Below are 25,561 nucleotides of genomic sequence, written 5' to 3' on the forward strand. Positions count from 1 at the left end.
AGGCCATGCAGCTGTATTTTGCCGTGCCGGATACGGCTACCACCCACGATGGGGTGCTGGTGCGCAGCTTTCTGCGCCAGTGTGCCGTCTCTACGGAACTTGCCCGGGCGGTCAAGTTCCGGGGCGGCGGCTTTTTTGCGGACGGCGTGCCTGTGCTGGCAAACCGGCGCATCTACCCCGGGCAGATGCTCTCCTTTGCGCTGCCGCCGGAGGGGGATGGCGTGACCCCGCAGCCGGAGATCCCGGTCAACGTGGTCTACGAGGATGCCTTTGCGGTGGTGCTGGAAAAGCCGCCGCAGCTGGCGGTGCACCCCACTCTGAACTTCCCCGGGGGCACATTGGCCAACGGCTACGCGGCGTGGGCGGCTGCCCACGGCCACAGCCCGGTTTTCCGCCCAGTGAACCGCATCGATAAGGACACCAGCGGCCTTGTACTGGCGGCCAAAAACGCCTACGCCGCGCCGCTGTTGGCGGGCAGGGTGACAAAGCTGTATTATGCCATCGCGCAGGGCGCGCTGCCGCTGGGGGAAGGAGCAATCGATGCACCCATCGGCCGCCGGGGCGATAGCATCATCGGGCGCTGCGTTACCCCCGAGGGCAAGCCCAGCCGCACCGAGTATACTATTATAAAGGAAGAAAACGGCCTTAGCCTTGCAGCCTGCGTGCCGGTGACCGGGCGCACCCATCAGATCCGGGTGCACTTTGCGTCCATCGGCCATCCTCTTGCCGGGGATGATCTTTACGGCGGCAGCCGGGAGCGCATTGCCCGGCAGGCGCTGCACTGCGCCAGGCAAAGCTTTGCCGTGCCTGTATACACCCCGCTGCCGGATGGCATCCGGGTGGAAATGCCTTTGCAGTTGCGCACCGTCACAGTGGAAAGCCCGCTGCCGCCGGATATGGAAGCGCTCTTTTCGTGAAAACTGCGTGAAAAAATAGCCAAATTTTATGTAAGCGCTTGTTTCAAACCATGCAAAGTGTATAATAAAAAGAGAGTGTATTGTGTACAGGCCCTGTTGGCCTTTTGAACAGGGGAACGTACACCATCTAGCTGTTGTGTTCCGGGCCGGAAAAATGCCCTGCAGCAGCGCAGGAAGGAGAAAAATCCCGTTGACTGAAGATAAAATAAAGGAGCAGCAGCCCGCTGCGCAGCCGGTACGGCAGACCCGCCGCCAAAAGCTGCGCTCGCTGTGGGCACAGCTCCAGTGCCGGGGTGTGCTGCGGCGGCACAGACTGCGCCGCAAGCGTCAGCACCGCCGGGAAACGCTGTGGCATAAGCTGCTGCACAACCCCGTAGCGCCCATGGTGGGCGAGACGCTGTACGCCATCGGCTTTTCCGCCGAGTATGCGGTCATCCGTACCGGGCGCCGTTTGCAGCACGGGCTGCAGCGTCTGCTGCAGATGGGCAGAGATCTGCTGAAAAATATTGCATCCATGGCCTTTCCCGGGGCGGCGCGGCTGCTGCGGGATCTGTTTGGCCCGGTGGTGCTTGCCCTGCGGGGCACCGGGGCGCTGCTGCGCCACGCACACCGGGTGCGCAAGCAAAAAGGCTTTGGCGCTGCGCTGCGCGCAAGCGGGCACTTCATTGCGGAGGGCATCGCCGATAACATCCGCCTTGTGCCTCGCATGGCCATGTATGTGCTGCCGGCGGCAGCACTGGCTGTTATGGTGACGGTGTTCCAGACCACCATCCGTCAGCCTTACGCTTTGCAGGTGCAGGTGGACGATAAAACTGTGGGCTATGTGGCCAACGAAGAGGTGTTCAACTCTGCGCTGGAGGCTGTGCAGCAGCGTATCAACTATTCCGGTACAGAGCAGGCGCGCTTTACCGTGGAGCCTACTTATTCCGTGACCGTCGCCCATGACGTGATGGACGAAAATGACGTGGCTGACGCTATCCTCAAAACCTCCAGCGACCAGATCAGCGAGGGTACGGCTTTGTATCTGGACGGCGAGCTGACCGCCGTATGCGCGGACGGCACCGGTCTGCAACGATACATCAGCAGCCTGCTGGAACCCTACGAGAACCCGGACGACCCCAACACCACCGTGGGCTTCAACAAGGATGTCACGCTGGAAAACGGCATCTACTTCAACGAGAGCTTTCAGGAGGAAGCCGAGGTGGAGCAGCTGCTCTCTGGCGTGCAGCAGGCGGAAAAATCCTACACGGTGCAGAACGGCGATACCATCTGGTCTATCGCTCAGAAAAACGGCCTGACCGTGAAGGAACTGTGCGAAATGAACACCGGCTTTACAGCCAACGGCGAAAACGGCCTGACCCAGAACTCCAAGATCCTGCCCGGCGATGCACTGACCGTGGTGCGGGAGGAGGAAACGCTGGAGGTGCGCATCACCAAGGTGGAAAGCTGGGAGGAAGAGATCGCCTACACCACCGAGACCACCAAATCCAACGAGCTGAACTCCGGCACCAAGCGCGTTACCCAGAAGGGTGAGAACGGCATCCGCACCGTGACGGCACAGCGGGTGTACGATGCAAACGGCAATCAGCTTTCCCAGCAGATCCTGAGCACTGTGGTGACCAAGGAGCCTGTGACTGAAAAAGTTACGGTGGGCACCAAAAAGGTGTCCTCCGGTGCATCCTATATCACCGGCAGAGGACAGTTTATCTGGCCGGTGCCCGGCTATCGGAACTGCTCCCGCTGGTACGGCGGCAGCCACAAGGGCGTAGATATCTGCGCCGCCGCCGGTACGCCTATCTATGCTTCGGCAGGCGGTACGGTGACCAAGGCCGGCTATAACCGCGCCGGTGCAGGCAACGGCTACGGCAACTCCATCATCATCAGCCACGGCAACGGCTACACCACCTTGTACGCCCACTGCCTGTCGCTGGTGGTGCACGCCGGCCAGTCGGTCAAGCAGGGTCAGCTCATCGGCTATGTGGGCAGCACCGGACGTTCCAGCGGCAACCACTGCCACTTCGAGATCCGGCGCAACGGCTCTTACATCGCACCGCAGAACGTGTTCAACCGCAGCAAATATCGGTAAATAGCAGCAAGGGCTTTTCCACAGGGGAAAGCCCCTCTGCTGTATCATGAATAAAAAGGAGAGATCATCTATGTCTACCCCTCACATCAGCGCAGAAATGGGCGATTTCGCCAAGACAGTCCTTATGCCGGGTGACCCCCTGCGTGCCAAGTTCATTGCCGACACCTTTTTGCAGGATGTCCGGCAGGTGACCGGTGTGCGCGGGATGCTGGGCTTTACCGGCACCTACGAAGGCCGTCCCATCAGTGTGATGGGCAGCGGTATGGGAATGCCCTCCATCGGCATCTACTCCTACGAGCTGTTCAGCTTCTACGGCGTGGAAAACATCATCCGCATCGGCTCTGCCGGCAGCTATACCGAAAAGGCCAAGCTGTTCGACACCGTTCTGGCCACCGGCGCCGTGAGCGAGAGCAACTACGCCCGGGTACAGAGCGGATTTACCGGCAACATCACCCTGCCCAGCGCAGCTTTGAACGAAAAGCTGCGTGTCTCCGCTGCAAAGCAGGGTATCCCCCTGATCGAGGGCAACATCCACTCCTCGGATGTGTTCTACCGCCAGCCCTCGGACGCAAAGCCCACCTACTGGGAAAAGCTGCGGGACGAGGATGGCTGCCTGTGCGTGGAGATGGAAAGCTTTGCGCTGTTTGCCAACGCGCAGGTGCTGGGCAAGAACGCCGCCTGCCTGCTGACCATCTCGGACAGCTTTGTGGCTCCCGGCATCACCACCGCCGAGGAGCGCCAGAAGAGCTTTACTGATATGATGAAGGTCGCTCTGGGCGCAGAGTACTGATTGCATAATTTTTCCAGCGCGGCTGCCGCCCCAAGGCACAGCCGCGCTGTTTTTGCCCATAAAAGGAGGAAACAGCATGACAAAATTGACCATGGAAGAAAAGCAGCAGCTGATCCGCATGGCACTGGCCGCACGGGAAAAGGCCTATGTGCCTTACAGTGATTTTATGGTGGGCGCTGCACTGCGCGCTGCGGACGGCCGCATCTTTACCGGCTGCAACGTGGAGAACGCCGCCTTTACCCCCACCAGTTGCGCCGAGCGCACCGCCCTGTTCAAGGCGGTGGCGGAGGGCGTGACCGCGTTTACGGATATCGCCGTGGTGGGCAGCCGCCGGGGCGAAGTGAACCGGCAGATCACCTCGCCCTGCGGGGTGTGCCGTCAGGCATTGTTCGAGTTCGGCGGGCCGGAGCTGAACGTCATTATGGCAAAGACCCCGGAGGATTTCATTGAGCGCAGCATGGACGAACTGCTGCCCTTCGGCTTTGGCCCCTCCAACGTGGCGGGCAACAGCGCTGTGGAAGAGAAGTAACTGTCTTTCTGCGAAAAACAGCGCAAGCAGGGATAAATTGGTGAATAAGCATTGCTTTTTTATAAATTATACAAGGGATTTGTAAAGAATTTGTAATCGGAAATTGCTTGCATCTGTCACATCCACCCGCTATACTTGAGCCAGTAAATGTGCCAGAGTGCACATTTCATTCTTTTGACGCAATTTTTTAAAATAAAAGGAGAGTTTCTTATGAAGATTTCTCGTCGTAACTTTCTGGCTGTGGCCGGTGCTGCTGCCGCTGCCGCTGCTCTGACCGCCTGCGGCGGTTCTTCCGCTTCCTCCACCAGCACTGCTTCTTCCGCAGCTGCCAGCTCTTCCGCCGCTTCCGGCGCAGCAGACGGCGCTGAGAAGATCGCCAAGGTCGCTCTGACCTGCGATACCGGCACGATCGATGATGAGAGCTTCAACCAGGCTTGCTGGGCTGCTGTTTCCAGCTACATGGGCGACAACTGCCAGTACTACATCCCCGATTCCGATGCTTCCGATGAGGATCGCGAGACCATGATCCGTCAGGCTGTCAACGATGGCGCTGATGTTATCGTCTGCGTGGGCTACCTGTACGGTGCCTCTCTGGCATGGGCTGCTGAGCAGTACCCCGACGTCAAGTTCATCGCTATCGATGTGACCCAGGGCGATATCGGCACCGACAGCATCCCCGCCAACTGCTACTGCATCACCTTCAAGGAGGAGCAGGCAGGTTATCTGGCAGGCTACGCCGTTGTTAAGGACGGATACACCAAGCTGGGCTTCCTGGGCGGCATGGCTGTGCCCGCCGTTATCCGTTACGGCTACGGCTATGTGCAGGGCGCTGACGCTGCTGCAAAGGAGCTGGGCACCAACATTGACATCAACTACTTCTACGGCGGCCAGTTCTACGGCGATGCCAACATCACCTCCCGTATGGAGGGCTGGTATGCCAACGGCACTCAGATCGTCTTTGCCTGCGGCGGCGGCATCTACACCTCCGCTGTCGAGGCTGCTCTGAAGAACAACGGCTACGTTGTGGGTGTTGACGTTGACCAGAACTACATCGGTGTCAACGGCGTGGCAAAGGACGGCTACGCATACAACCCCTTCGTCACCTCTGCTATGAAGGGTCTGTCTGAGTCTGTCAGCACCGCTCTGGGTGACATCGAGGCAGGCGAGTGGAGCGAGATCGCTGCCACCAACGGCAACTTCGGTCTGGAGGACGGCGAGTACGTTGGTCTGCCCACTGCTGATGACAGCTGGAACTTCAAGACCTTCACCAAGGACGAGTACGAGACCCTGAAGACCAAGATCGCTTCCGGCGAGCTCGTTGTGGACAACAGCTCCGACGACGCTACCAAGCCCACCGTCAGCGAGTTCACCAAGGTCAACTACATCCAGTAATCGCTTTCCCGGAATTACTCCCGTAATAGGGGCGGGGTGCTCATGCAGGGGCACCCCGCCCTTTTTGTATGCCTGTGTGGGAGAATCAGGTAGGAAATCGTGCAGACCTTACAAAAGTAATACTTTTGTTTGTGCTTTTTGACAAAAAATCAAAAAGCCGTGTGCAAACCGCAAAAAATCAGGTATAATGGTTTGTAGTATAGAAAAGGTGTCGTTACGGCACGAAAGGAGAGTGAGCAGATTGGCAGAGGATTATGTGATCGAGATGCTCCACATTACCAAGGAATTCCCCGGTATCAAGGCAAACGATGATATCACCCTGCAACTGCGCAAGGGCGAGGTACACGCCCTTCTGGGCGAGAACGGTGCGGGCAAAAGTACGCTGATGAGCGTGCTGTTCGGCCTGTATCAGCCGGAACAGGGCAAGATCCTGAAAAACGGCAAGGAGGTCGCCATCCGCAACCCCAACGATGCCAACGCACTGGGCATCGGCATGGTGCACCAGCATTTCAAGCTGGTGGAATGCTTCAGCGTGCTGGACAACATCATTCTGGGCGTGGAACCCAACAAGATGGGCTTTTTGCAGAAGGCCGAGGCACGCAAAAAGGTGATGGCGCTGAGCGAAAAGTACGGCCTGCGGGTGGACCCGGACGCACTCGTCAGCGATATCTCGGTGGGTATGCAGCAGCGCGTGGAGATCCTGAAGATGCTGTACCGCGACAACGAGATCCTGATCTTTGACGAACCCACCGCTGTGTTGACCCCGCAGGAGATCGACGAACTGATGGAGATCATGCGCGGGTTCAAGAAGGAGGGCAAGTCCATCCTGTTCATCACCCATAAGCTCAACGAGATCATGGCTGTGGCCGACCGCTGCACCGTGCTGCGCAAGGGCAAATATATGGGCACGGTGGATATCAAGGACACCACCAAGGAAGAGCTTTCCCGCCGCATGGTGGGCCGTGACGTGCAGCTGCAGGTGGAAAAGCAGCCCGCGCACCCCGGCGAGACCGTGCTGGACGTGGAGAATGTTACCATCCACAATGACCAGCGCAAGAAGGATGTGGTGAAGGATGTGTCCTTCAAGGTGCACGCAGGCGAGATCGTCTGTCTGGCGGGCATCGAGGGCAACGGTCAGACCGAGTTCATCTACGGCCTGACCGGCCTGAGCAAGCTGTCTGGCGGCAAGCTTACGCTGGACGGCAAGGATATCACCCACGAGAGCATCCGCCAGCGCTCCAAGGACGGCATGGGTCACATCCCGGAGGACCGCCACAAGCACGGTCTGGTGCTGGATTTCAGTCTGGAAAACAACATCGTGCTGCAGCGCTACTGGCAGCCGGAGTTCCAGAAGGGTGGCTTTATCCGTGCCGATAAGGTGCGCGAGTACTCTGACAGACTGATCGAGCAGTACGATGTGCGCAGCGGTCAGGGCAGTCTGACCACCGTGCGCAGTATGTCCGGCGGCAACCAGCAGAAGGCAATCATTGCCCGCGAGATCGACCGCGACCCCAAGCTGCTGGTGGCAGTGCAGCCCACCCGTGGTCTGGACGTGGGTGCCATTGAGTACATCCACCGCCAGATCGTGGCCGAGCGCGATAAGGGCAAGGCCGTGCTGCTGGTCAGCCTTGAACTGGACGAGGTGATGAACCTTTCTGACCGCATCCTTGTAATGTACGAGGGCGAGATCGTGGGCGAGTTTGACCCCAAGACCACCACCGTGCAGGAGCTGGGTCTGTATATGGCAGGCGCCCGCAAGCAGGGAAAGGAGGAGCAGTAACACATGAATAAGAAAAAACTTTCCCGCAGCAGCAGCCTGCAAAGCTCTGTTACCAGCGTGCTGGCTGCACTGCTGTGCATCCTGATTGGTTTGCTGGTGGGCTTTCTGGTGCTGGTAGCCATCAACCCCGCACACGCATGGGGCGATGGCTTTGTGCGCATCATCAAGGGCGGTTTCCACGATGCCCCCTACGGCGTGGGCAAGGAGCTGGCCAATGCTGCACCCCTGATCATGACTGGTCTGTCTGTGGCCTTTGCCTTCAAGACCGGCCTGTTCAACATCGGTGCAGCCGGTCAGTATACGCTGGGCGCTTACGGTGCGCTGTATTGCGCCATCATGCTCAAGCTGCCCTGGTTCGTCTGCCTGCTGGTAGCAGCAGTGCTGGGCGGCCTGTGGGGTGCGATCCCCGGCTTTTTCAAAGCCTACTTCAACATCAACGAGGTCATTACCTCCATTATGTTCAACTGGATCGGCCTGTATCTGGTGAATGAGCTCATCTACCAGAACGGCACCGGCCCCATGTACGATGTGCGCAACACCCGTACTTTGAACCTGAGCAAGAATGCCGATTTTGCCCAGTCCCTGATCCCGGACTTTGGCTTGAACAAGCTGTTCCAGACCAACAGCACCACCATTGCCATCTTCTTGGCGGCAGCGGTGGCCGTGCTGATCTGGGTGGTGCTGAACAAGACCACCTTCGGCTACGAGCTCAAGGCCGTTGGCCTGAACAAGAACGCCGCCCGTTACGCCGGTATCAACGAGAAGAAGAACATCATCCTCTCCATGGCCATTGCCGGTGCGCTGGCGGGCTTCGGCGCAGGCCTGTTCTATCTGTCCAACGTGTCCCAGTGGAACCCGCTGAACTCCACCAGCCTGCCGGGCATGGGCTTCAACGGTATCTCGGTGGCACTGCTGGCAAGCTCCAACCCCATTGGCACCGTGTTCTCTGCGCTGTTCATCTCCCACATCTCGGTCGGCGGCTCCTTCCTGTCCACCAAATTTTACCCCACTGAGATCTCGGATCTGATCAGCGGCATCATCATCTACCTGTGCGCATTCTCTATGCTGTTCCGCGGCAAGATCCAGAGCCTGCTGTTCCGGAATGCCGAAAAGACCAATGTGAACGCAGAGCCTGCATCTGCCGCAGAAAAGACCAAAAAGGAGGGCAAGTAATATGCTGCTTCTGATCAAATATACCCTGCTGTACGGCATCGTGCTGATGCTGGTGGCACTGGGCGGTATGTTCAGCGAACATTCCGGCATCATCAACATTGCACTGGAGGGCATCATGGTCATCGGCGGTGTGGCCGGTGTGCTTACCCTGACCATGCTGCCTGCAAGCCTGTCGCCCTTCCTTGTGGTGCTGATCTCCATTCTGGTGGCAGCGCTGGCGGGCGTGATCTACAGCCTGCTGCTGGCCTTTGCCTCTATCAACCTGAAGGCGGACCAGACCATCGGCGGTACGGCACTGAACCTGCTGGCTACCGCCATTGCCGTGGTCATCTCCAAGTACTTCAGCGAGAGCGGCAGCGCCAAGCTGAACTATTCCAACAAGCCCTTCCTGTTCAGCATCGGCGGGCTGGAACTCAGCGTGTTCGTGCCGTTGGGGCTGATCTTGCTGGTGGTCAGCTACATCGTGCTGTATAAGACCCGCTTCGGCCTGCGTCTGCGTGCCTGCGGCGAGCATCCGCAGGCTGCGGACTCGGTGGGCATCAACGTTTACAAGATGCGCTACGCCGGTGTCATCCTTTCCGGTGCGCTGGGCGCCGTCGGCGGTCTGGCGTATATCGTGCCCCCGGTGCAGACCTGGAACTTTGAAGTCGGCGTGGCCGGTGCAGGCTTTCTGGCACTGGCAGTTATGATCTTTGGCCAGTGGAAGCCTTTCCACATCTTTGGCGCGGCCATGTTCTTTGCTGTGTTCAAGAGCCTTGCCAACATTGCAGACTCTACCTTCCTTGCGCAGCTGCACTGGTCCAGCAACATCTATAATATGATGCCCTTTGTGGCCTCTATGGTCATTCTGGCCTTCACCTCCAAGAACAGCATGGCACCCAAGGCCGAGGGTATCCCCTACGATAAGGGCTCCCGCTAAGCGTATTCGCTAAAAATCTGTAAAACGAAGGCATCCGCAGCCATCCATGTGCTACGGATGCCTTTTTTGTACGGGGCAGGGCATATTTTGTCCATATATTTGCCGGCAGAAAATGGCATTTTTACTTGTAAAATACAACAAGATGTGCTATCATTATAAAACGAATGTGTATCTATAGGAACCCGGTGTACATTTCTTGCACTGCGGAAAACAAGAAAGGTGAGTTTCGCTATTATGGACGAAAAAGCAACTATGGGACAGTCGCTCCGGAACATGGAGGACGAAGAGACCATTGATCTGATGGAACTGGCCCGCCTGCTGTGGGCGCATGCTGTGCAGATCGTGGCAGCAGCTGTTGCGGCAGCGCTGATTTGCCTGCTGGTGTGCGTGTTTGCGCTTACACCCAAGTATCAGGCTTCTATCAACATGATCGTGAATACCCGGCAGGATAACTCCTCCACCTTTACCAGTGATAACTTCAATTCTGCCAAGAACCTGATCAGCACCTATGCGGTCATCATCAAGGGCAACACCGTGCTGAACGAGGTCATTGATGAGCTGGATCTGGACATGACCTACGCCGAGCTGTACGACATGGTGGATGTTGCCGATGTGGACGCTACCCAGATCATGAAGATCACGGTCACCGATACCGATGCAGAGCGCGCAGGCGAGATCGCCCAGACGATCTCCGACATCGTGCCCGGTGTGCTGGTGGAAAAGGTGGAAGCCGGTTCCTGCAAGACGGTGAGCGATGTGTCTATCAACCCCAACAAGGTGTTCCCCCAGACCAAGAAGTACGTTGTGCTGGCCGGTCTGCTGGGCGCTGTTCTGGTGTGCGGCGTGCTGGTGCTGGCACATCTGCTGCATGACACCGTTGTGGATGACGAAGATGTTCAGAAGAAGCTCGGCCTGCCCGTGCTGGGCCTGATCCCGGAGGTGTAAGACGATGTGGAATCTGTTTAACAAAAAGAACAAAACTGACGACGAGCACCGCACCCTGCAGCTGATCACCGATAAAAAGATGCCCTTTGGCTATGTGGAGGCCTACAAGTCTCTGCGCACCAATCTGGACTTTATGGCAGGTTCTATGGACGTGCACACGCTGGTCATCACCAGTACCGTGCCGGAGGAATCCAAGAGCAATGTGGCGGTCAATCTGGCGATGACGATGGCCGAAAGCGGCAAAAAGGTGGCTCTGATCGACTGCGACCTGCGCAAACCGGTGCTGCACCGCTACCTGAAGGCAGGCCACAACGTAAAGGGCGTTTCCAACGTGCTGTCCAACCAGTGCACGCTGGACGAGGCACTGCATGAGTTGAAGGAAATGAACCTGACCTTCCTGCCCGCCGGCACTCCGCCGCCGAACCCCTCCGAGATGCTGAGCCAGCCGCAGATGCAGGCCATGGTGGATGCCCTGCGGGAAAAGTTCGACTTTGTCATCTTTGATGCGCCTCCGGTGTCGGTGGTCACCGATGCAGCCGTCATTGGCCGCTATGTGGATGGCGCGATCTTTGTGGTGCGCTCTGACTTTGCCCCCGCCGATGCAGTGCGCGGCGCAGTGAAAAAGCTGCAGGATGCCGGTGTTCGGGTGCTGGGCAGCGTGCTGACCCGCTACGACATGAAGAAGGCACTCAAGGGCTCCAGCTACGCATACAGCTATGCCTACAATTACAACTATGCCTACGAAAAACAGAAGGCTGATGTTACTGAATAAGGAAGCACTGCTATGACGGATCTGCATTGTCACATTCTGCCCGGCATCGATGACGGCGCAAAGGATACAGCAGTCTCGCTGGAGGTGCTGCGCAGGGAATACGAGGACGGTGTGCGCAACATCGCGTTCACCAGCCACTTCAACAGCGAGCGCACCACGGTGGATGCCTTTACGGCAAAGCGGCAGGCTGCCTTTGAACAGCTGACCGCCGCGCTGGAAGGACAGCCCATGCAGTTTGACTTCAAGCTGGGGGCGGAGGTGTTCTTCTCGCCCGGCCTGTGCGAGCTGGACACCCGGGCACTGTGTATGGGGGACACCGCTTATCTGCTGCTGGAATTCCCCACCACCCACAAGCCGCATTTTATCCGGCAGACCCTGTACAATCTGCAGCAGCAGGGCATCGTGCCGCTGATTGCGCATATCGAGCGCTACCCCTATGTGCTGGAGGATCCCACCCTGCTGTACGACTGGGTAGCCGCCGGTGCCTATGCGCAGATCAACGCAGGAGCACTGCTGGAGCCTAAGCTCTGCAAAAAGTTGTGTAAGTTCATCCAGTGGGGATTGGTTCATGTCATCTCCACCGACACCCATTCCCCGGACAAGCGCCCGCCCCGCATGGCGCAGGGTGTGCAGCAGCTGGAAAAGCTGCTGGGCAGGGAAGCTGCTGCCCGCATCGTGCGCAACGGCGATGAACTGTTCCATGATCAGGAACTGGACGCGGCGACCCTGCATCAGCCCAAAAAGTTTTTGGGCATGTGGGTCTGATTCTAAAGTAAGGAGAAAACTGCCCGGGCAGAGAATTACTCTGCCCGGGCAGCGGATTTTGGTATGAAGAAAAATAAGGTCCTGAAAATCGTGTTGATCGTGCTGGGCGCGCTGGTGGCTCTGCTGGCAGCAGCTGTTCTTGGCGTGCTGTTCTACCTCCACAGTATGGCAGCCGGTATTCCTGAAACCCTGCCGGATGCCCCGGCGGACAGCACACAGGTCACCCTGACGGATGATGAGATCGATAAGCTGCTCAGCGGTGAGATCACGCTGGAGGAACTGGCAGATGAAGCCGCCGCGTCCGGCAGCGGGGAACAGGAGGCATCCGCCAGCTCTCCGCAGCAGGAGACAGGTGCGGTTTCCTCCCCGGCAGGTTCTTCTGCTTCTTCGGGGAGCGCTGCCTCCCAGACGGAGAGCAGCAGTACAGCGTCCTCCAGCAAGCAGGAGACTGCCGGTACAGCCAATTCCGGTACAGAAAAACCGGCGTCCTCCTCCGGCAAACAGGAGGCCGGCTACGAGGCCGAGGTCAAGGCACTGCTGCGGCAGCTGTACAGCGTCAAGGCACGCGCCGAGGCAGAGCTGAACAGCTGCATTGCCGGAGCAAAGGCAGAGTTCAAATCGCTGCCGGAGTCTCAGCAGACACAGGCGCGCAAGATCTCCATCGTGCTGGCCAGAAGCGGCAGACTGTACGCGATGCAGGCCTCCTACGACAGGGAAGTGGAGAGCATCGTCAGCCAGATGCGCGCCATTCTGACCGCCAACGGCCAGAGCACCGCATTGGCAGATCAGGCGATGGCCTCCTATAAGGCACAAAAGAGCGCCATGTACTCCCGGCTGACCGCAAAACTGTACTCCTGACCCGCAAAACGACCACGGACCATCCGCAGCACATTTCCCGGGCACCGACCGTGCTGGAGAAGGGGCTGCGGATGGTTTTGTTTTGCCTTTTTGCTGTAATATGGAGAAAAATGCCAAGGACATGGAGGGATGACTCTGCGGCAGAGACGCTGCCTTTTACGCCGACAGGGGAGGGCGGATTGTACGCGCCAACGGAACAATCCCCCAAAAGGTCGGAAAAGTAGCACTTTTACCTACAAATATACAGGAAATTTGTATAAAGTATAAGATTTCACTCATGCTTTGCTATAATAAAGTGAATTCTTTTCATGTAAATTGACAAAAATCGTGGTTATCCTTATAATAAATAGAGTGTTTCTCGGGTATGGACGATGGTGTTTGTGCAACCGCAAGATGCCATCGTTTTATTATTCGCTTTTCTGTCCGCGTGCCAAGGACAGACGTCCGCTATGTGTGAGGCTGGCGGACTGCGGGAAAGTGTGGCTCGGCCTGAGAGCAAAAACAGTAATTCATTGATAGGATTGGAGTGGCATCAAACGATGGCAAAGTACATCATCAAGCGTGTCGCAATGGGTATCTTCAGTATCTTCATTGTGGCTACGGTTACCTTTTTTGTCATGAACCTGGTCCCCGGTGGCCCGTTCGTGGCAGAAAAGTCCATCAGTGCCGCTGCTCAGCAGGCTCTGGCCGAAAAGTATGGCCTGGATAAGCCGCTGGGTGTGCAGTACGTCAACTACATGGAGAGCCTTCTGCACGGCGATCTGGGTCTGAGCCTGCGTCAGCGCGGCCGTACCGTGAACCAGATCATCGCCAGCAAACTGCCGGTGTCCTGCCGTCTGGCAGGCATTGCAGTGGTGGTGGCTCTGTGCGTGGGCATCCCGCTGGGCTGCATTTCCGCTTACAACCGCGGCAAGTGGCTGGATAACGTTATTATCGTGTTTGCTACCTGCGGCATCGCGATCCCCAGCTTTATCTCCAGCGTGCTGCTTTTGTACCAGTTTGGTATGAACATGAAGGTGCTGCCCACCGTTGGCCTGAACAGCGCAGCCGCCTATATCATGCCGGTTACCGCACTGGCCATCTATCCCTCGGCTTATATCACCCGTCTGATGCGCTCCAGCCTGCTGGACGTCATGGGTCAGGACTATATGCGCACTGCCCGCGCAAAGGGCGTGTCCCAGTTCATGATCCTGTTCAAGCACGCACTGCGCAACGCCATTCTGCCTGTCATCACCTACGTTGGCCCCATGCTGGCCAGCCTGATGACCGGTTCTTTTGTGGTGGAAAAGATCTTCTCCGTGCCCGGTCTGGGCCGCGACTTCGTGTCTGCCATCACCAACCGTGACTACACCATGATCATGGGCACCACCATCCTGCTGTCCAGCATGGTCATCATTGCAAACGTGATCGTGGATATCCTTTATAAGATCATCGACCCGCGCATCAAACTGCAGTAAGAGAAAGGAGCGATTTTCATGGAAAACATTAAAAAGAATCCGCTCAGCCTGCAGCTCAACGCGGAGGATTTTCTGCCCGCCAGCAATGAGGAAAAGCAGAGCCTGGTGGTCATGCGCGAAAGCGTCAACTTCTGGAAGGACGGTATCCGCCGCCTGAAGAAGAACAAGATCGCCATGGTCAGCTTTGTGTTCATCATTGCCATTGCTATCTTTGCCTACATTCTGCCCGCCGTGTGGCCCTACAGCTACTCCGAGCAGGTGAAGGGCAGCAACAATCTGGCACCGTTCGAGTACTCTGCCGCTGAGCAGGCCCGCATCGATGCCGGCGAAAAGGTGTTCCCGCACATTCTGGGCACCGACCGTATGGGTCGTGACTTCGCTGTGCGTATCATGATGGGCACCCGCGTCAGCCTGTCTGTCGGTCTGATCGCTTCTGTGCTGGTGCTGATCATCGGCGCTACCTATGGTGCGGTTGCGGCCTTTGCCGGTGGATGGGTGGATAATATCATGATGCGTATTACAGATATTCTGTACACCATCCCCGATATTCTGCTGATCATCCTGCTGGGCATGGCCCTGAAGGACCCGCTGGACAAGCTGTCCACCCAGCCCGGCTTCAAGTGGATGCAGACCCTTGGCCCCAACATGATCTCCATCTTCATCATCTTTGCTCTGTTGTACTGGGTCGGCATGGCGCGTATCGTCCGCAGCCAGATCCTGATCCTGAAGGAGAGCGAGTACGTTACCGCTGCCCGCGCACTGGGCGCATCCAGCGGCCGTATCATCAAAAAGCATCTGCTCACCAACTGCATCGGTACCCTGATCGTTACCACCACCCTGCAGATCCCGGCTTCCATCTTTACCGAGAGCTACCTGAGCTTCATCGGTCTGGGCGTTGCAGCCCCGCTGCCTTCTCTGGGTTCTCTGGCTACCGATGCCGTCAAGGGCATGAACACCTACCCCCATCTGCTGATCGCCCCCGCACTGATGATCAGCGTGATGATCCTTGTGTTCAACCTGTTCGGCGATGGCCTGCGCGATGCCTTTGACCCGAAGCTGAAGAATTGATGAGGTGAACAGAAATGAGCGAGAAAATTCTTGACATCAAAGAAGAACGCCTTTCTTTCTTCACCCCTGCGGGCGAAGTAAAGGCACTGAACGGCGTTTCCTTTACCATGAATCAGGGCGATGTTCTGGGCGTTGTGGGTGAGTCCGGCTCCGGTAAGTCGGTCACCGCCTACTCCGTTATGGGCCTGACCGCTTATCCCGGCAAGCTGGTGGGCGGCAAGGTGTGGTTCAACGGCCACGAGATCGAGAACATGAAGGAGAAGGACTTCCGCAAGATCCGCGGCAACGAGGTCTCCATCATCTTCCAGGACCCCATGACCAGCCTGAACCCGGTGTACACCATCGGCAACCAGATCGTGGAGGTCATCCGCCTGCACACCGATAAGAACAAGGCCGATGCATGGGCACGCGCCAAGGAGCTGCTGGAGCTGGTTGGCATCAACGAGCCCGAAAAGCGTCTGAAGCAGTACCCCCACGAGCTGTCCGGCGGTATGCGCCAGCGCGTGATGATCGCCATTGCACTGGCCTGTGAGCCCAAGCTGCTGATCGCTGACGAGCCCACTACCGCATTGGACGTGACCATTCAGGCACAGATCCTTGAGCTGATGCAGGATCTGCGCAAGAAGCTGGGCATGAGCATCATCATGATCACCCACGATCTGGGCGTTGTGGCTTCCATGTGCGAGAAGATCGCCGTCATGTACGCCGGCCACATTGTGGAGTACGGCACTACCGACGAGATCTTCTACCAGCCGGGTCACGAGTACACCAAGGGTCTGATCAACTCTATCCCCAAGCTGAACACCGCAGAGCACGAGCGCCTTGTGCCCATCGAGGGTACCCCTGTGGATCTGCTGAATCCGCCGGCCGGCTGCCCCTTTGCGCCCCGCTGCAAGAACTGCATGAAGATCTGTCTGAGCAAGATGCCCCCGCGCACCGAGCTCAGCGATACCCACTATACCTACTGCTGGCTGCAGCAGAAGGCTGCATTTGAGAAAGGGGAAAAGGCAGAATGAGTGAACACAAGACGCTGGTCGAAGTCCAGCACCTGCAGCAGTATTTCCCCGCCGGCGGTGTGGGCAAGAACCGCAAGTACGTTCAGGCTGTGGATGACGTAAGCTTTGCCATCCGCAAGGGCGAGACCCTTGGTCTGGTAGGTGAGTCCGGTTGTGGCAAGACCACCACCGGCCGCACCCTGCTGCGCCTGTACGAGCCCACCGGCGGTAAGATCTACTATGACGGCAACCTGCTGTTTGATAAGGACAACAAGATCGCAGTGGATATGCTGCCCTACCGCCGCCGGATGCAGATCGTTTTTCAGGATCCCTACGCAAGTCTGGACCCCCGCATGACCATTGGCGACATCGTGGGTGAGGGCATTGATATCCATCATCTGGCTGAGAATGAAAAGGACCGCCACGATAAGATCATCGCCCTGCTGGAGCGCGTTGGTCTGAACAGCGAGCACGCAAACCGCTACTGCCACGAGTTCTCCGGCGGTCAGCGTCAGCGCGTGGGCATTGCCCGTGCACTGGCTGTGAACCCCGAGTTCATCGTTTGTGACGAGCCTGTTTCCGCACTGGACGTTTCCATTCAGGCACAGGTCGTCAATATGTTCGAGGATCTGCAACAGGAGATGGGTCTGACCTACCTGTTCATCGCCCATGACCTGAGCGTTGTGAAGCACATCTCCAACCGCATCGGCGTGATGTATCTGGGCAAGATGGTGGAGCTGGCCGACAGCTACGAGCTGATCACCCACAGCATCCACCCCTACACCCGCAGCCTGATCTCCGCAATTCCGGTGGCAGACCCCATTACGGCCCGCCAGTCCAAGCGTATCGTGCTGCAGGGCGATGTGCCCAGCCCCCTGAACCCGCCGTCCGGCTGCCGTTTCCGCACCCGCTGCCCCTATGCAGACGAGCAGTGCGCCAACGAGGTGCCCGAGTTCAAGGAAGTCTCCACTGGCCACTGGGCAGCCTGCCATCACCTTGACCGCGTGAAGTGAGAACACTTCACACCAGCAAAAGGTGAAAGCAATTCAACTTAGCGCTGAAATGTTGTCACAAAATGGTTACAGTCCAAGTTTTGGACTTGTAACCGGCATGAGAACGCATTATAATCATTCGTGTTCCTCCGGTGTACAAATTATTTGCACCGGATCGAATATAGAGGCGGCTGGGGGAACCTGGCACACTCAAATTTGATATAAGGGAAGGATATTATTATGAAACGCATTTCTCGTCGTAATTTCCTCAAGGTTGCAGGCGTGGGTGCCGCTGCTCTGGGTCTGGCAGCCTGTGGCGGCAGCAAGTCCGGTTCTACCGCAACCTCCGGTACTGCTTCTTCTGCTGCTGGTTCCTCTACCGGCAGTGTCAACACCGCTGGCTTCACCGTCCAGTACGGCCCCAACCCCGAGACTCTGGATCCCTCTTTGAACAGCGCTGTTGATGGCGCCAACACCATCATCACCATCTTCGAGCCCCTGCTGATCATCAACGAGAACAACGAAGTTATTGGTGGCCAGGCTGAGAGCTGGGAAGCAAGCGAGGACGGCCTGACCTGGACCTTCACCATGCGTGACGGCCTGAAGTGGAGCGATGGCACCGACCTGACCGCTAAGGACTTTGAGTACACCTTCAAGCGTATGGTCAACCCCGACACCGCAGCTCCCTACGCAGAGACCTGCCTGGGCATGATCGATGGTTTTGACGCAGCACAGGCCGGTGATACCGATGCTCTGAACGTCAAGGCAAGCGACGACGGCAAGACCCTGACCATCGTGCTGTCCTACCCCTGCTCCTACTTCGACAAGATGGCCGCATTCGCATCCATGAGCCCTGTGCAGCAGGCTACCGTTGAGGCCAACGGCGATGCATGGTGCACCTCCGCTGAGACCTTCGTCTCCAACGGCCCCTACATGATCACCGAGTGGACTCCCTCCGAGCGTATCGTTCTGACCAAGAACCCCAACTACGTTGGCGGCTGGGATAGCTCCAAGATCGTTTCCGACAGCATCACCCTGCTGTTGCTGGAGGACTCTTCTGCTTCCTACGCTGCTTACAACAGCGGCGAGGCTGTCCTGATCAAGGACGTGCCCACCGACGAGATCCCCAGCCTGACCAAGGCAGAGGACGGCGGCGACTTCTACGTTGACACCATTCTGGGCACCTACTACGTCAGCCTGAACCTGCAGCGTGATGCCTTCAAGGATGCCAAGGTCCGCAAGGCTCTGGCTCTGGCCATCGACCGCGACTATGTTGGTAACACCATCATGCAGGGCACCTACTCTGCTGCATCCAACTTGGTTGGCCCCGGCATCGTGGACGAGCAGGGCTACTTCTACGACAACGCGAACGGCGGTTCTCCCTACATTGCTGATGACTACGAGGCAAATATGGCCGAGGCTAAGAAGCTGCTGGAAGAAGCTGGCTACCCCAATGGCGAGGGCTTCCCCACCATCGAGTACAGCACCAACGATTCCGGCTACCATGTGCCTCTGGCAGAGTACCTGCAGCAGACTTGGGGCGATCTGGGCATCACTTTGAGCATCAGCAAGATGGAGTGGTCTGCCTTCACCGCTGCTCGCCGTGCCGGCGAGTACGATGTTGCCCGTAACGGCTGGGTCATGGACTACAACGATCCTTCCAACATGATCGAGCAGTTCTGCACCGACAACGGCAACAATGATGGTAAGTACTCCAACCCTGACTTCGATGCTGCTATGGAGGCTTCCAAGGTTGCTGATCCTGCCGAGCACTTTGCGCAGCTGCATAAGGCTGAGGACATCCTGATGGAGGATATGGGCTGCATCCCCGTTGCTTACTACAACGACTTCTGGCTGCAGAGCTCTTCTCTGAAGGGCGTCTGGCACAGCCCCTACGGCTACTGGTACTTCCAGTACGGCTACATCGAGGAGTGATTTCCTCCCTGTGCTGTGCAGCGTAAGCTGAACCGTAAACTATAAGCACCAAGCACCCCGCTGACCGGAAATGGTTGGCGGGGTGCTTTTTTGCTGTTACCCTGCAAAAAAGACGAGTGCTCGGTTTTGTCGAGCACTCGTCTTTTATATGTAAACCAGATTGAAAAGGTACCAGCTTACACCGCAGCCATGGCGGCCAGAACGCTTTGCCAGCTCTTGCTGCGTGCGGCAGGCACCGGCGCGGGGCGGGTGCGCCGTGCAGCAGGGGCACTATGACCGGTTGCAGAGGATACCGTCAGGGCAGGGGAGGGGCAAAAGAACACAGCGGTGTCCTTTGCCAGCCACTGCGCAGCCAGTGCGGCGGCCTGCGGGTCAGACTGCAACGCACGGCGCTCGTTTCCGGCCAGAAAATCAGCCAGCCAGTACAAAATTGCGGCCAGCGGCAGGCAGGGGGAAGCGTCCTGACTCCAGTAACTCCAGCGTGCGCCGCGGCCGAGGTGGCTTTCGACTGTGATCTGTGCGCCGGTGCGGGCATTCTGCGGGATGATACCAACATAGTTCGTGCCGGCGCGCTGCCCCAGTTCCTCCACAAGGCGCTGGGTGCGGGCGGCATCCAGCCGATCCTCCCGGCAGTAGGCGCGGAAGTCGGTCTGGCTGAGCAGGCTGTCGGCACTGGACGGAAAACGTCCGGTCAGCTGCCCATCGGCATTGTGGCACAGCTGCCAGCCCTTGCGGAACAGCTGAAAATTCAGGCAGCGCCGCCCCATGGTGGAGTAGCACACAAGGGCGCTCTGCTCCCCGGGCAGCTGTTTTACTTCAAGATAGGCATCGTTGCCGCAGGTGTCCTGCAAACGGATGGTGAGCAGCAGCTGTGCACCGGCGTGCAGGGTGGACATGGCGTTGTGCATGGCGTCAAAATAACGGGAAGCGTCCATGATTGATCTCCTTCCTAAAAAGCAAACAGCGAAACGTTGTAAAAGTGCCAGCCGGGTGATCGGGCCGACAGGCTGTATAAAACTTCTCTGAACGTAGTATAGCATACTTTTGAGGAAAAAACAACTGCAAGTTTCTTCGAAACGACAAAATTTTGCAAAAGCTTATGGCATGGAGCAAACAGAAGTTCAAAGCATGGTTGTGCTTTATGATAATCGGTTGTGAAAAATGACCCCTGCGGGAGATGCCGGCTAAGGCAGGAGTTGCTCCCACAGGGGTCATTTTATATTTTTCAATCGCCAAGCTCCCGAATCTCGTTCTGGATCAATCGCCCGGCAGCGCGGGCAAGCTGATCCATGCCGCGGATGCGCGCCATATTTTTGCCGTAGATCTGCGTGGCGGCACCGGCGCTGCTGTCCTCGCCCATAAAAACGGCAGACACCCGCACCCCCTGCCGCTGCAAGGTGCGCACCTGCGCGGCGGTATCGGTAACACCGGCGGCGTCCTCGTAGGCGCAGCCCAGCGGGTTCTCTGCTGTGGGCGGAATGCGGCGGCTGTCGTTGGGGCTGGCATCGGTCAGCAGGATCATCAGGTGGCGCGGGGCGGGGCCGGGGGCGTACTGAATCAGATCACCCGCTGCCCGCAGCGCCAGACCGTCTCGGTTCCAGCCTGAGGCGAAGTACCGGAAGATGTTCTGCCTGTTCTTGTCCGCAAAGCCTTTCAGCACCCGCAGTACCGTGTAGCCCCGCAGGCTGCTAAAGGCGCTTACTCGCACCGGAATACCGCAGTTGGCCAAGCTTTCGGCCAGAATGACACCCTGCGCCGCAATCACCTCCTGACAGTGTAGGCGGGAGGCGGAGGCGTCCAGCAGCAGATCCACTGTAAAGGCGGGGCAGTTTTCCTCCTCCGGGCACAAAAACACCCTGTTATCGTTCAGGTAAGGGGCGCGCCACACCCGCCCGGCGCACAGGTTGCCGCTGCGTGCCACCCGCTGGTCGGGCTGCTGATGCACCAGAATGCAGTTGCGGATCTGTTCGGTAAGGCGCAGCACCACGCTGCGGTGCAGCTCCTGATTTTTTGCATAGTAGGCGCGGTTGCGTTCGGCCTGCAATTCGGCCTGCTGTGCCAGCTGCCGCGCTTCCGGGGTGGGGGCCTGCGCCGGGCTGGGTACACCGGCGCTGAACCACAAGTGACAGCCCAAATGCACCCCAGTGCACAACTCCTGCTCAGTCTTGCGCAGCTGCTCCGGCGGGTAGAAGCAGCGCCCGAAGCAGCTTTCAATGTAGGCGCGGTCCTGCGCGGCGCGCTGCTTCAGGGTGATGTTTGCCCGGCGCTTGTCCACCGCCAGCCCGCTGCCAGTGGCATCCACCGCACCGGAATGCTCCACCGTCACCCGGTCGGTCTTGATCATCTGGGTGGGCATGGTTTTGGTAGCAAGCTTTGCCCAAAAGCCTTGCAGCCGCAGATGCAGCGCGGGTTTCTGGCGTACCTTGCCGTCAAACAGGGCAAATTTTGCAAACAGCGCCAGCAGGTCGTTTTTGAGCTGTGCTGGTTCCGGTACGGTCTCCGGTTCCAGCGCGGCGGCAAGGCTGCTCTCGTAAGGGGTCATGACCGGGGCGGTGTGTCCCAGCACCTTGCGCCAGCGCGCAGCCTGCATGGTGTACACCAGCTGGTTTTTCGCCATCCACTCCTGCCGCGAAAGCTTGTACTGGATGGCAAAAAAGTAGTCCGCGTGGGCAAACCGCAGCGCCTCCAGCACCGGGCGGCGGGGCAGCTCCAGCCGGTATGCGGCGTTTTCCAGATATAGCCACGCCATATCGTCCAGCATGGGCTGGCGCACATCGCCCTCCCAAGCGGAAAAAATGTCCCGGATCAGCGCATCACCGTAGTATTTATGCACCAGCCCTACGATGCAGTTCATGTAAAAATCAATGGTGCCGTCTGTGTTATGGGCCAGAAACAGCGGCTCAAAGCCGTAGGCTCCGGCAGCGGCCCAGACCTGATTGGCCGCACGCCGCTCCTGCGCGGTGTAGCTTTGGGCGTCCATCAGGCAAACAGCTTTCCGGCATCCAACTTGGCCGGGATGCGTGCGGCGATCACGTCCCGGATCAGCCCCTGCTCGTAGGAGTCAAAGGCCTTGTTGGTGATGCCCATATCCAGCGCCGCCCCGGCCGGGATGCCCCTGCGGATCAGCCGCAGCGCGTCCAGCATACCGCGCAGATCCAGCGCTTTGGTGGAAATCTCGGCACTGTCGCACTTTTTCTGCAGGTCCAGAAACAGCAGTGCAAACTGGTGCACATATTTTGCCGAAAGATCCGGGAACTGCGCCCGCAGCAGCTTTTCCAGATTATCTTGGGTGATGGTGGGCATCTGCACCACTGCAAAGCGGGAGGTAAGCGCCTCGTTCAGCTCCCGGGTGCCCGCGTAGCCGTAGTTCATGGTGGCGATAAAGCGGGTCTCCTCGGCCAGCGGGATGCGGTCGTAACCGGGTACATCGATGGCGCGGCGGAAGTCCAGCACCGCGTGCAGCACCGCCAGCGCCTCGTTTTTGGCCATGTTGATCTCGTCCAGCACGCCGAAGCCGCCGCACTGTGCGCAGCGGTACACCGGCCCGGGACGGAACACCACCTGCCCGCCCGCAAAGGTATCCATGCCGATGAGGGAGGCGGCATCCATGTTTACATGAAAGGAGATGTCCCACGCGGGGCGGCCAAAAGCGGCGGCAAGGTTTTCTGCCAGCACGTTTTTGCCGGTGGCTTTGCCGCCGGCCAGCAGCAGGTTTTCGCCGCAGAGGATGGCCGCCAGCGCCTGCTCCCACACCTCTTTGCCGTAGTAGGTAAAGGCAGGGGCAGGGATGCGCGGGCGCAGCGCCTCGCTGAGCGGATGGGCGGCGCGGTATTCCTGCACCGCCGTAAGCAGGGCGGGGTCCACCCCTTCCTGCCGTAATGTATCCAGAATATCCGACATTTGTACAAACACCTCGATCTCTGACCGGGCGGGAATGAACTGCCCGGTTTCACGCTTATCATAGCACAATCGCGGGCATTTGTGTAGAGGGCGTGCGGGGCAAAAACACAAAAAGGGGCAGCCCCAAATGGGGCTGCCCCTCTTCACATGAAAAAGAAAAAACGCTTAGAGTATGCCGGAGAACTGCGCTTTATCAGGCGTTCTCCAGACCGGCCATCTGCTTGACGGATTTGATGGCAAAGGTCAGGGTGCGGCCACAAGCGGTGCCGCCCATGACGCAGGGGTAGTTGTTCTGGAAGAAGCTGCCGGACATATCGCCGGTAATGTACAGGCCGGGAATGGGCTCGTTGTTGCTATCCTTCGCCTGGCAGTTTTCAGTGATGGAAATACCCTGCATACTGCACAGCAGAGAGGCACCCAGCCAGCAGCCGTAGAAGGGCGCGGTGCGGATGGCGCTCAGGCGGCTTGCAGGCTTGCCGAAGTCCTCGTCGTTCTGCTTGTCGTACAGCTCGTTATAGCGGGCAACGGTGGCTACAAAGTTGTCCTTGTCAGCACCGGTAAAGCCCATCTTGTCGGCAAGCTCTTCAATGGTGTCCGCCTTCATGATCAGGCCCTCACCCTCGTACTGCTCCAGCTGACCTTCCATCATGCCGGGGATGTAACGGGTCAGTGCAGAGCAACCGATGGTGTGGAAGCGATCTACGTCGCTGCGGAAGTTTGCATCGTGGATCATGGCATAAACGTGCCCCGGCTGCTGGAAAGAAGCATGGGAGGCATTGTCGTATTCCTGACTTTCGTTCATAAAACGCTCGCCATGGCGGTTGACCTTCAGGAAGGGCTGGCTGCCGGGGTTGTACTGACCCACAGTGCCGGGGAAGGCCTTGCCGCCAAAGGCAGAGCCGTTGTCCGCATAACCGGCATCCACACCGGGTGCCACCAGACCGCGGTCGAACAGCACGGGAGCAGGCTCTGCATCCAGATGTGCACCTGCCCAGATAGCGGCGCGGATACCATAGCCCTTGTCAGCAGGGGTATAGGAGCAGGCGGTGGTCACGCTGGTGCCCAGCGGGTCCAGCTGCTCCATCATGTAGGGATTGCCTGCATAGCCGCCACAGGCCAGCAGTACGCCCTTGGCTGCGTTGATGCGGATGAAGTGGTCGTCGGCAGTGCTCTGGGCGATAACGCCGGTGATGCGGCCGTCGGCATCCTTTTCCAGCTTGGCAAGGCCGGTGTTAAAGTCGATGCTGTAGCCCTTGCTCTCGATATACTCCTGAAATACCACGTTGCGGGGCTTTTCGGCGCTGCTGTAGTCGACTTGCTGCACAGGGAACATCAGCTTGCTCTGGCTCACCTGCGTATCATCCGGCCATTTGGCTTCATCGCCGGAGGTCAGGTTGCATACATAGTTGTAGGGCTCGCTTTCCAGAATGCCGGAAACAAAATCGTGCATGGCGGCAGACTCATTGATCCAGGTCTTAACTACGCGCTGGTCGCAGCGACCGCCCATGGAGCGGGAAATCTCGCTCAGCAGCTCGGCGCGGTCAACAGGAGCGATGCCCTTTTTCTTTGCTTCGCTGCTGTCGATGGTGCCGTACCAGTGGCGGGTATCCATAACGGCAGAATTCTGCTCGATGATGCGGAAGTCCAGTCCGTTCTGTGCAGCATAAGCGGCTGCGCACATACCACCGTTGCCAGCGCCCACAATGACGATATCGGTATCCCATGTCTCAGTGATGGAAGCCTCGTCGATGTCAGGCTCTTTGCCCAGCCAGTCGTTCTCATCGCCGGTGGGCAGCTGCACGCTGGAGACCACGGCCTCGCCCTTAGCCTGTGCGTAGCAGCTCTTGGCGGCCTTCATCACGGCGTCAGAGGTGACGGTGGAGCCGGAAACACCGTCGATCTCGGCAGAGCCGGCGGCCATCAGCTGCTTGCGCAGCTCATCGGCAGCGGCAGCGCCGTAGGAAGCGGTCTCGCCGGAGGTGTCCACCACCACGTCGGTGACAGCGCTGTCGGAGAAGGTCATGGTGACCTTGACAGTGGAGGAGATACCCTCGGCAGTGCCCTCGTAGGTGCCGGGGGTGTACTGGCCGGCAGCACCGGAAGTGGAAGCGGAAGCAGAGCCGGAGGCGGCATTGCAGGCAGCCAAAGCACCGGCGGTCACACCGCTCATGGCGGCAGCAGCGGCGATCTTGATAAAGCCCTTACGGGAGATCTTGTTCATAGGTACGCTCTCTTTCTTTTTTCTCTTCTTGTTTTCCTTCTTGTTGTGCAGCAAGGTGAAGGCCACT

The 25,561-nt window shown here is 58.3% G+C and carries 21 protein-coding genes; 17 read left to right on the forward strand and 4 right to left on the reverse strand.

The features are described from left to right. The first annotated feature begins 5 nt into the window (after nt 1-5). The 17 genes from C7J97_RS02745 to C7J97_RS02825 all read left to right on the forward strand — a co-directional run bounded on the left by C7J97_RS02745 (nt 6) and on the right by C7J97_RS02825 (nt 19,373). Nucleotides 6-917: an RluA family pseudouridine synthase gene (locus C7J97_RS02745; RefSeq protein WP_113991969.1), complete on the forward strand. Its 912-nt coding sequence runs from the start codon at nt 6-8 to the stop codon at nt 915-917. A 190-nt stretch (nt 918-1,107) separates the two neighbouring features. Continuing rightward, nucleotides 1,108-3,003 (forward strand): M23 family metallopeptidase, encoded by a 1,896-nt coding sequence (locus C7J97_RS02750; protein ID WP_242983425.1) that lies wholly within the window; start codon nt 1,108-1,110, stop codon nt 3,001-3,003. A 70-nt stretch (nt 3,004-3,073) separates the two neighbouring features. Further along, a complete protein-coding gene (gene deoD / locus C7J97_RS02755) occupies nt 3,074-3,793 on the forward strand; it encodes a purine-nucleoside phosphorylase (protein ID WP_113991971.1) in 720 nt (239 codons plus the stop codon). 76 nt (nt 3,794-3,869) lie between these two features. Continuing rightward, nucleotides 3,870-4,322: a cytidine deaminase gene (locus C7J97_RS02760; RefSeq protein ID WP_113991972.1), complete on the forward strand. Its 453-nt coding sequence runs from the start codon at nt 3,870-3,872 to the stop codon at nt 4,320-4,322. A 210-nt stretch (nt 4,323-4,532) separates the two neighbouring features. After that, nucleotides 4,533-5,714 (forward strand): BMP family lipoprotein, encoded by a 1,182-nt coding sequence (locus C7J97_RS02765; RefSeq protein WP_113991973.1) that lies wholly within the window; start codon nt 4,533-4,535, stop codon nt 5,712-5,714. Nucleotides 5,715-5,979: 265 nt separating this feature from the next. After that, nucleotides 5,980-7,494 carry an ABC transporter ATP-binding protein gene (locus C7J97_RS02770; protein ID WP_113992051.1) on the forward strand — a complete coding sequence of 505 codons (1,515 nt, stop codon included), beginning with the start codon at nt 5,980-5,982 and terminating at the stop codon, nt 7,492-7,494. A 3-nt stretch (nt 7,495-7,497) separates the two neighbouring features. Then, nucleotides 7,498-8,667: an ABC transporter permease gene (locus C7J97_RS02775; RefSeq protein WP_113991974.1), complete on the forward strand. Its 1,170-nt coding sequence runs from the start codon at nt 7,498-7,500 to the stop codon at nt 8,665-8,667. Nucleotide 8,668: 1 nt separating this feature from the next. Continuing rightward, nucleotides 8,669-9,586, forward strand: coding sequence for an ABC transporter permease (locus C7J97_RS02780; RefSeq protein ID WP_015537834.1), 918 nt, complete (start codon nt 8,669-8,671; stop codon nt 9,584-9,586). 234 nt (nt 9,587-9,820) lie between these two features. Further along, nucleotides 9,821-10,531: a YveK family protein gene (locus tag C7J97_RS02785; protein WP_113991975.1), complete on the forward strand. Its 711-nt coding sequence runs from the start codon at nt 9,821-9,823 to the stop codon at nt 10,529-10,531. 4 nt (nt 10,532-10,535) lie between these two features. After that, nucleotides 10,536-11,303, forward strand: a complete 768-nt coding sequence (locus C7J97_RS02790; RefSeq protein WP_113991976.1) for a CpsD/CapB family tyrosine-protein kinase — start codon at nt 10,536-10,538, stop codon at nt 11,301-11,303. A 12-nt stretch (nt 11,304-11,315) separates the two neighbouring features. Beyond that, the gene (locus C7J97_RS02795) at nt 11,316-12,068 is read left to right on the forward strand and encodes a tyrosine-protein phosphatase (protein ID WP_113991977.1); all 753 of its coding nucleotides are present in this window, start codon (nt 11,316-11,318) and stop codon (nt 12,066-12,068) included. Nucleotides 12,069-12,131: 63 nt separating this feature from the next. Then, nucleotides 12,132-12,926, forward strand: a complete 795-nt coding sequence (locus C7J97_RS02800; protein ID WP_113991978.1) for a hypothetical protein — start codon at nt 12,132-12,134, stop codon at nt 12,924-12,926. A gap of 539 nt (nt 12,927-13,465) precedes the next feature. Beyond that, nucleotides 13,466-14,383, forward strand: a complete 918-nt coding sequence (locus tag C7J97_RS02805) for an ABC transporter permease (RefSeq protein ID WP_112090293.1) — start codon at nt 13,466-13,468, stop codon at nt 14,381-14,383. 18 nt (nt 14,384-14,401) lie between these two features. Then, entirely contained in the window at nt 14,402-15,451 is a 1,050-nt protein-coding gene (locus C7J97_RS02810) for an ABC transporter permease (protein WP_113991979.1), read from the forward strand. Between the two features lie 14 nt (nt 15,452-15,465). Then, entirely contained in the window at nt 15,466-16,467 is a 1,002-nt protein-coding gene (locus C7J97_RS02815) for an ABC transporter ATP-binding protein (RefSeq protein ID WP_005923264.1), read from the forward strand. After that, nucleotides 16,464-17,459 (forward strand): ABC transporter ATP-binding protein, encoded by a 996-nt coding sequence (locus C7J97_RS02820; RefSeq protein ID WP_005923266.1) that lies wholly within the window; start codon nt 16,464-16,466, stop codon nt 17,457-17,459. Before C7J97_RS02815 ends, C7J97_RS02820 begins: the two co-directional genes overlap by 4 nt. Before the next feature lie 219 nt (nt 17,460-17,678). Beyond that, nucleotides 17,679-19,373 (forward strand): peptide ABC transporter substrate-binding protein, encoded by a 1,695-nt coding sequence (locus C7J97_RS02825; protein WP_113991980.1) that lies wholly within the window; start codon nt 17,679-17,681, stop codon nt 19,371-19,373. 176 nt (nt 19,374-19,549) lie between these two features. Here C7J97_RS02825 and C7J97_RS02830 read toward each other — a convergent pair whose 3' ends face one another. From C7J97_RS02830 to C7J97_RS02845, 4 genes are all read right to left on the reverse strand, one after another. Then, nucleotides 19,550-20,308, reverse strand: a complete 759-nt coding sequence (locus C7J97_RS02830) for a hypothetical protein (RefSeq protein WP_113991981.1) — start codon at nt 20,306-20,308, stop codon at nt 19,550-19,552. Nucleotides 20,309-20,598: 290 nt separating this feature from the next. Further along, nucleotides 20,599-22,353 carry a vWA domain-containing protein gene (locus C7J97_RS02835; RefSeq protein WP_113991982.1) on the reverse strand — a complete coding sequence of 585 codons (1,755 nt, stop codon included), beginning with the start codon at nt 22,351-22,353 and terminating at the stop codon, nt 20,599-20,601. Further along, the gene (locus C7J97_RS02840) at nt 22,353-23,273 is read right to left on the reverse strand and encodes an AAA family ATPase (RefSeq protein WP_015537845.1); all 921 of its coding nucleotides are present in this window, start codon (nt 23,271-23,273) and stop codon (nt 22,353-22,355) included. The genes C7J97_RS02835 and C7J97_RS02840 overlap by 1 nt, the downstream gene beginning before the upstream one ends. Nucleotides 23,274-23,466: 193 nt before the next feature. After that, nucleotides 23,467-25,494, reverse strand: coding sequence for an FAD-binding protein (locus C7J97_RS02845; protein ID WP_113992052.1), 2,028 nt, complete (start codon nt 25,492-25,494; stop codon nt 23,467-23,469). Between the last annotated feature and the right edge of the window lie 67 nt (nt 25,495-25,561).

Origin of the sequence: Faecalibacterium prausnitzii (assembly GCF_003324185.1) — a bacterium.
GTDB lineage: Bacteria > Bacillota > Clostridia > Oscillospirales > Ruminococcaceae > Faecalibacterium > Faecalibacterium prausnitzii.

What these genes read in the sequence shown, in the direction of transcription:
- C7J97_RS02780 (WP_015537834.1), top strand. Translation starts at nt 8,669, where the DNA reads ATGCTGCTTCTGATCAAATATACCCTGCTGTACGGCATCGTGCTGATG.
- C7J97_RS02775 (WP_113991974.1), top strand. Translation starts at nt 7,498, where the DNA reads ATGAATAAGAAAAAACTTTCCCGCAGCAGCAGCCTGCAAAGCTCTGTT.
- C7J97_RS02800 (WP_113991978.1), top strand. Translation starts at nt 12,132, where the DNA reads ATGAAGAAAAATAAGGTCCTGAAAATCGTGTTGATCGTGCTGGGCGCG.
- C7J97_RS02770 (WP_113992051.1), top strand. Translation starts at nt 5,980, where the DNA reads ATGCTCCACATTACCAAGGAATTCCCCGGTATCAAGGCAAACGATGAT.
- C7J97_RS02785 (WP_113991975.1), top strand. Translation starts at nt 9,821, where the DNA reads ATGGACGAAAAAGCAACTATGGGACAGTCGCTCCGGAACATGGAGGAC.
- C7J97_RS02820 (WP_005923266.1), top strand. Translation starts at nt 16,464, where the DNA reads ATGAGTGAACACAAGACGCTGGTCGAAGTCCAGCACCTGCAGCAGTAT.
- C7J97_RS02845 (WP_113992052.1), bottom strand. Translation starts at nt 25,494, where the DNA reads ATGAACAAGATCTCCCGTAAGGGCTTTATCAAGATCGCCGCTGCTGCC.
- C7J97_RS02815 (WP_005923264.1), top strand. Translation starts at nt 15,466, where the DNA reads ATGAGCGAGAAAATTCTTGACATCAAAGAAGAACGCCTTTCTTTCTTC.
- C7J97_RS02805 (WP_112090293.1), top strand. Translation starts at nt 13,466, where the DNA reads ATGGCAAAGTACATCATCAAGCGTGTCGCAATGGGTATCTTCAGTATC.
- C7J97_RS02835 (WP_113991982.1), bottom strand. Translation starts at nt 22,353, where the DNA reads ATGGACGCCCAAAGCTACACCGCGCAGGAGCGGCGTGCGGCCAATCAG.
- C7J97_RS02790 (WP_113991976.1), top strand. Translation starts at nt 10,536, where the DNA reads ATGTGGAATCTGTTTAACAAAAAGAACAAAACTGACGACGAGCACCGC.
- C7J97_RS02840 (WP_015537845.1), bottom strand. Translation starts at nt 23,273, where the DNA reads ATGTCGGATATTCTGGATACATTACGGCAGGAAGGGGTGGACCCCGCC.
- C7J97_RS02830 (WP_113991981.1), bottom strand. Translation starts at nt 20,308, where the DNA reads ATGGACGCTTCCCGTTATTTTGACGCCATGCACAACGCCATGTCCACC.
- C7J97_RS02745 (WP_113991969.1), top strand. Translation starts at nt 6, where the DNA reads ATGCAGCTGTATTTTGCCGTGCCGGATACGGCTACCACCCACGATGGG.
- C7J97_RS02760 (WP_113991972.1), top strand. Translation starts at nt 3,870, where the DNA reads ATGACAAAATTGACCATGGAAGAAAAGCAGCAGCTGATCCGCATGGCA.
- C7J97_RS02810 (WP_113991979.1), top strand. Translation starts at nt 14,402, where the DNA reads ATGGAAAACATTAAAAAGAATCCGCTCAGCCTGCAGCTCAACGCGGAG.
- deoD (WP_113991971.1), top strand. Translation starts at nt 3,074, where the DNA reads ATGTCTACCCCTCACATCAGCGCAGAAATGGGCGATTTCGCCAAGACA.
- C7J97_RS02825 (WP_113991980.1), top strand. Translation starts at nt 17,679, where the DNA reads ATGAAACGCATTTCTCGTCGTAATTTCCTCAAGGTTGCAGGCGTGGGT.
- C7J97_RS02765 (WP_113991973.1), top strand. Translation starts at nt 4,533, where the DNA reads ATGAAGATTTCTCGTCGTAACTTTCTGGCTGTGGCCGGTGCTGCTGCC.
- C7J97_RS02795 (WP_113991977.1), top strand. Translation starts at nt 11,316, where the DNA reads ATGACGGATCTGCATTGTCACATTCTGCCCGGCATCGATGACGGCGCA.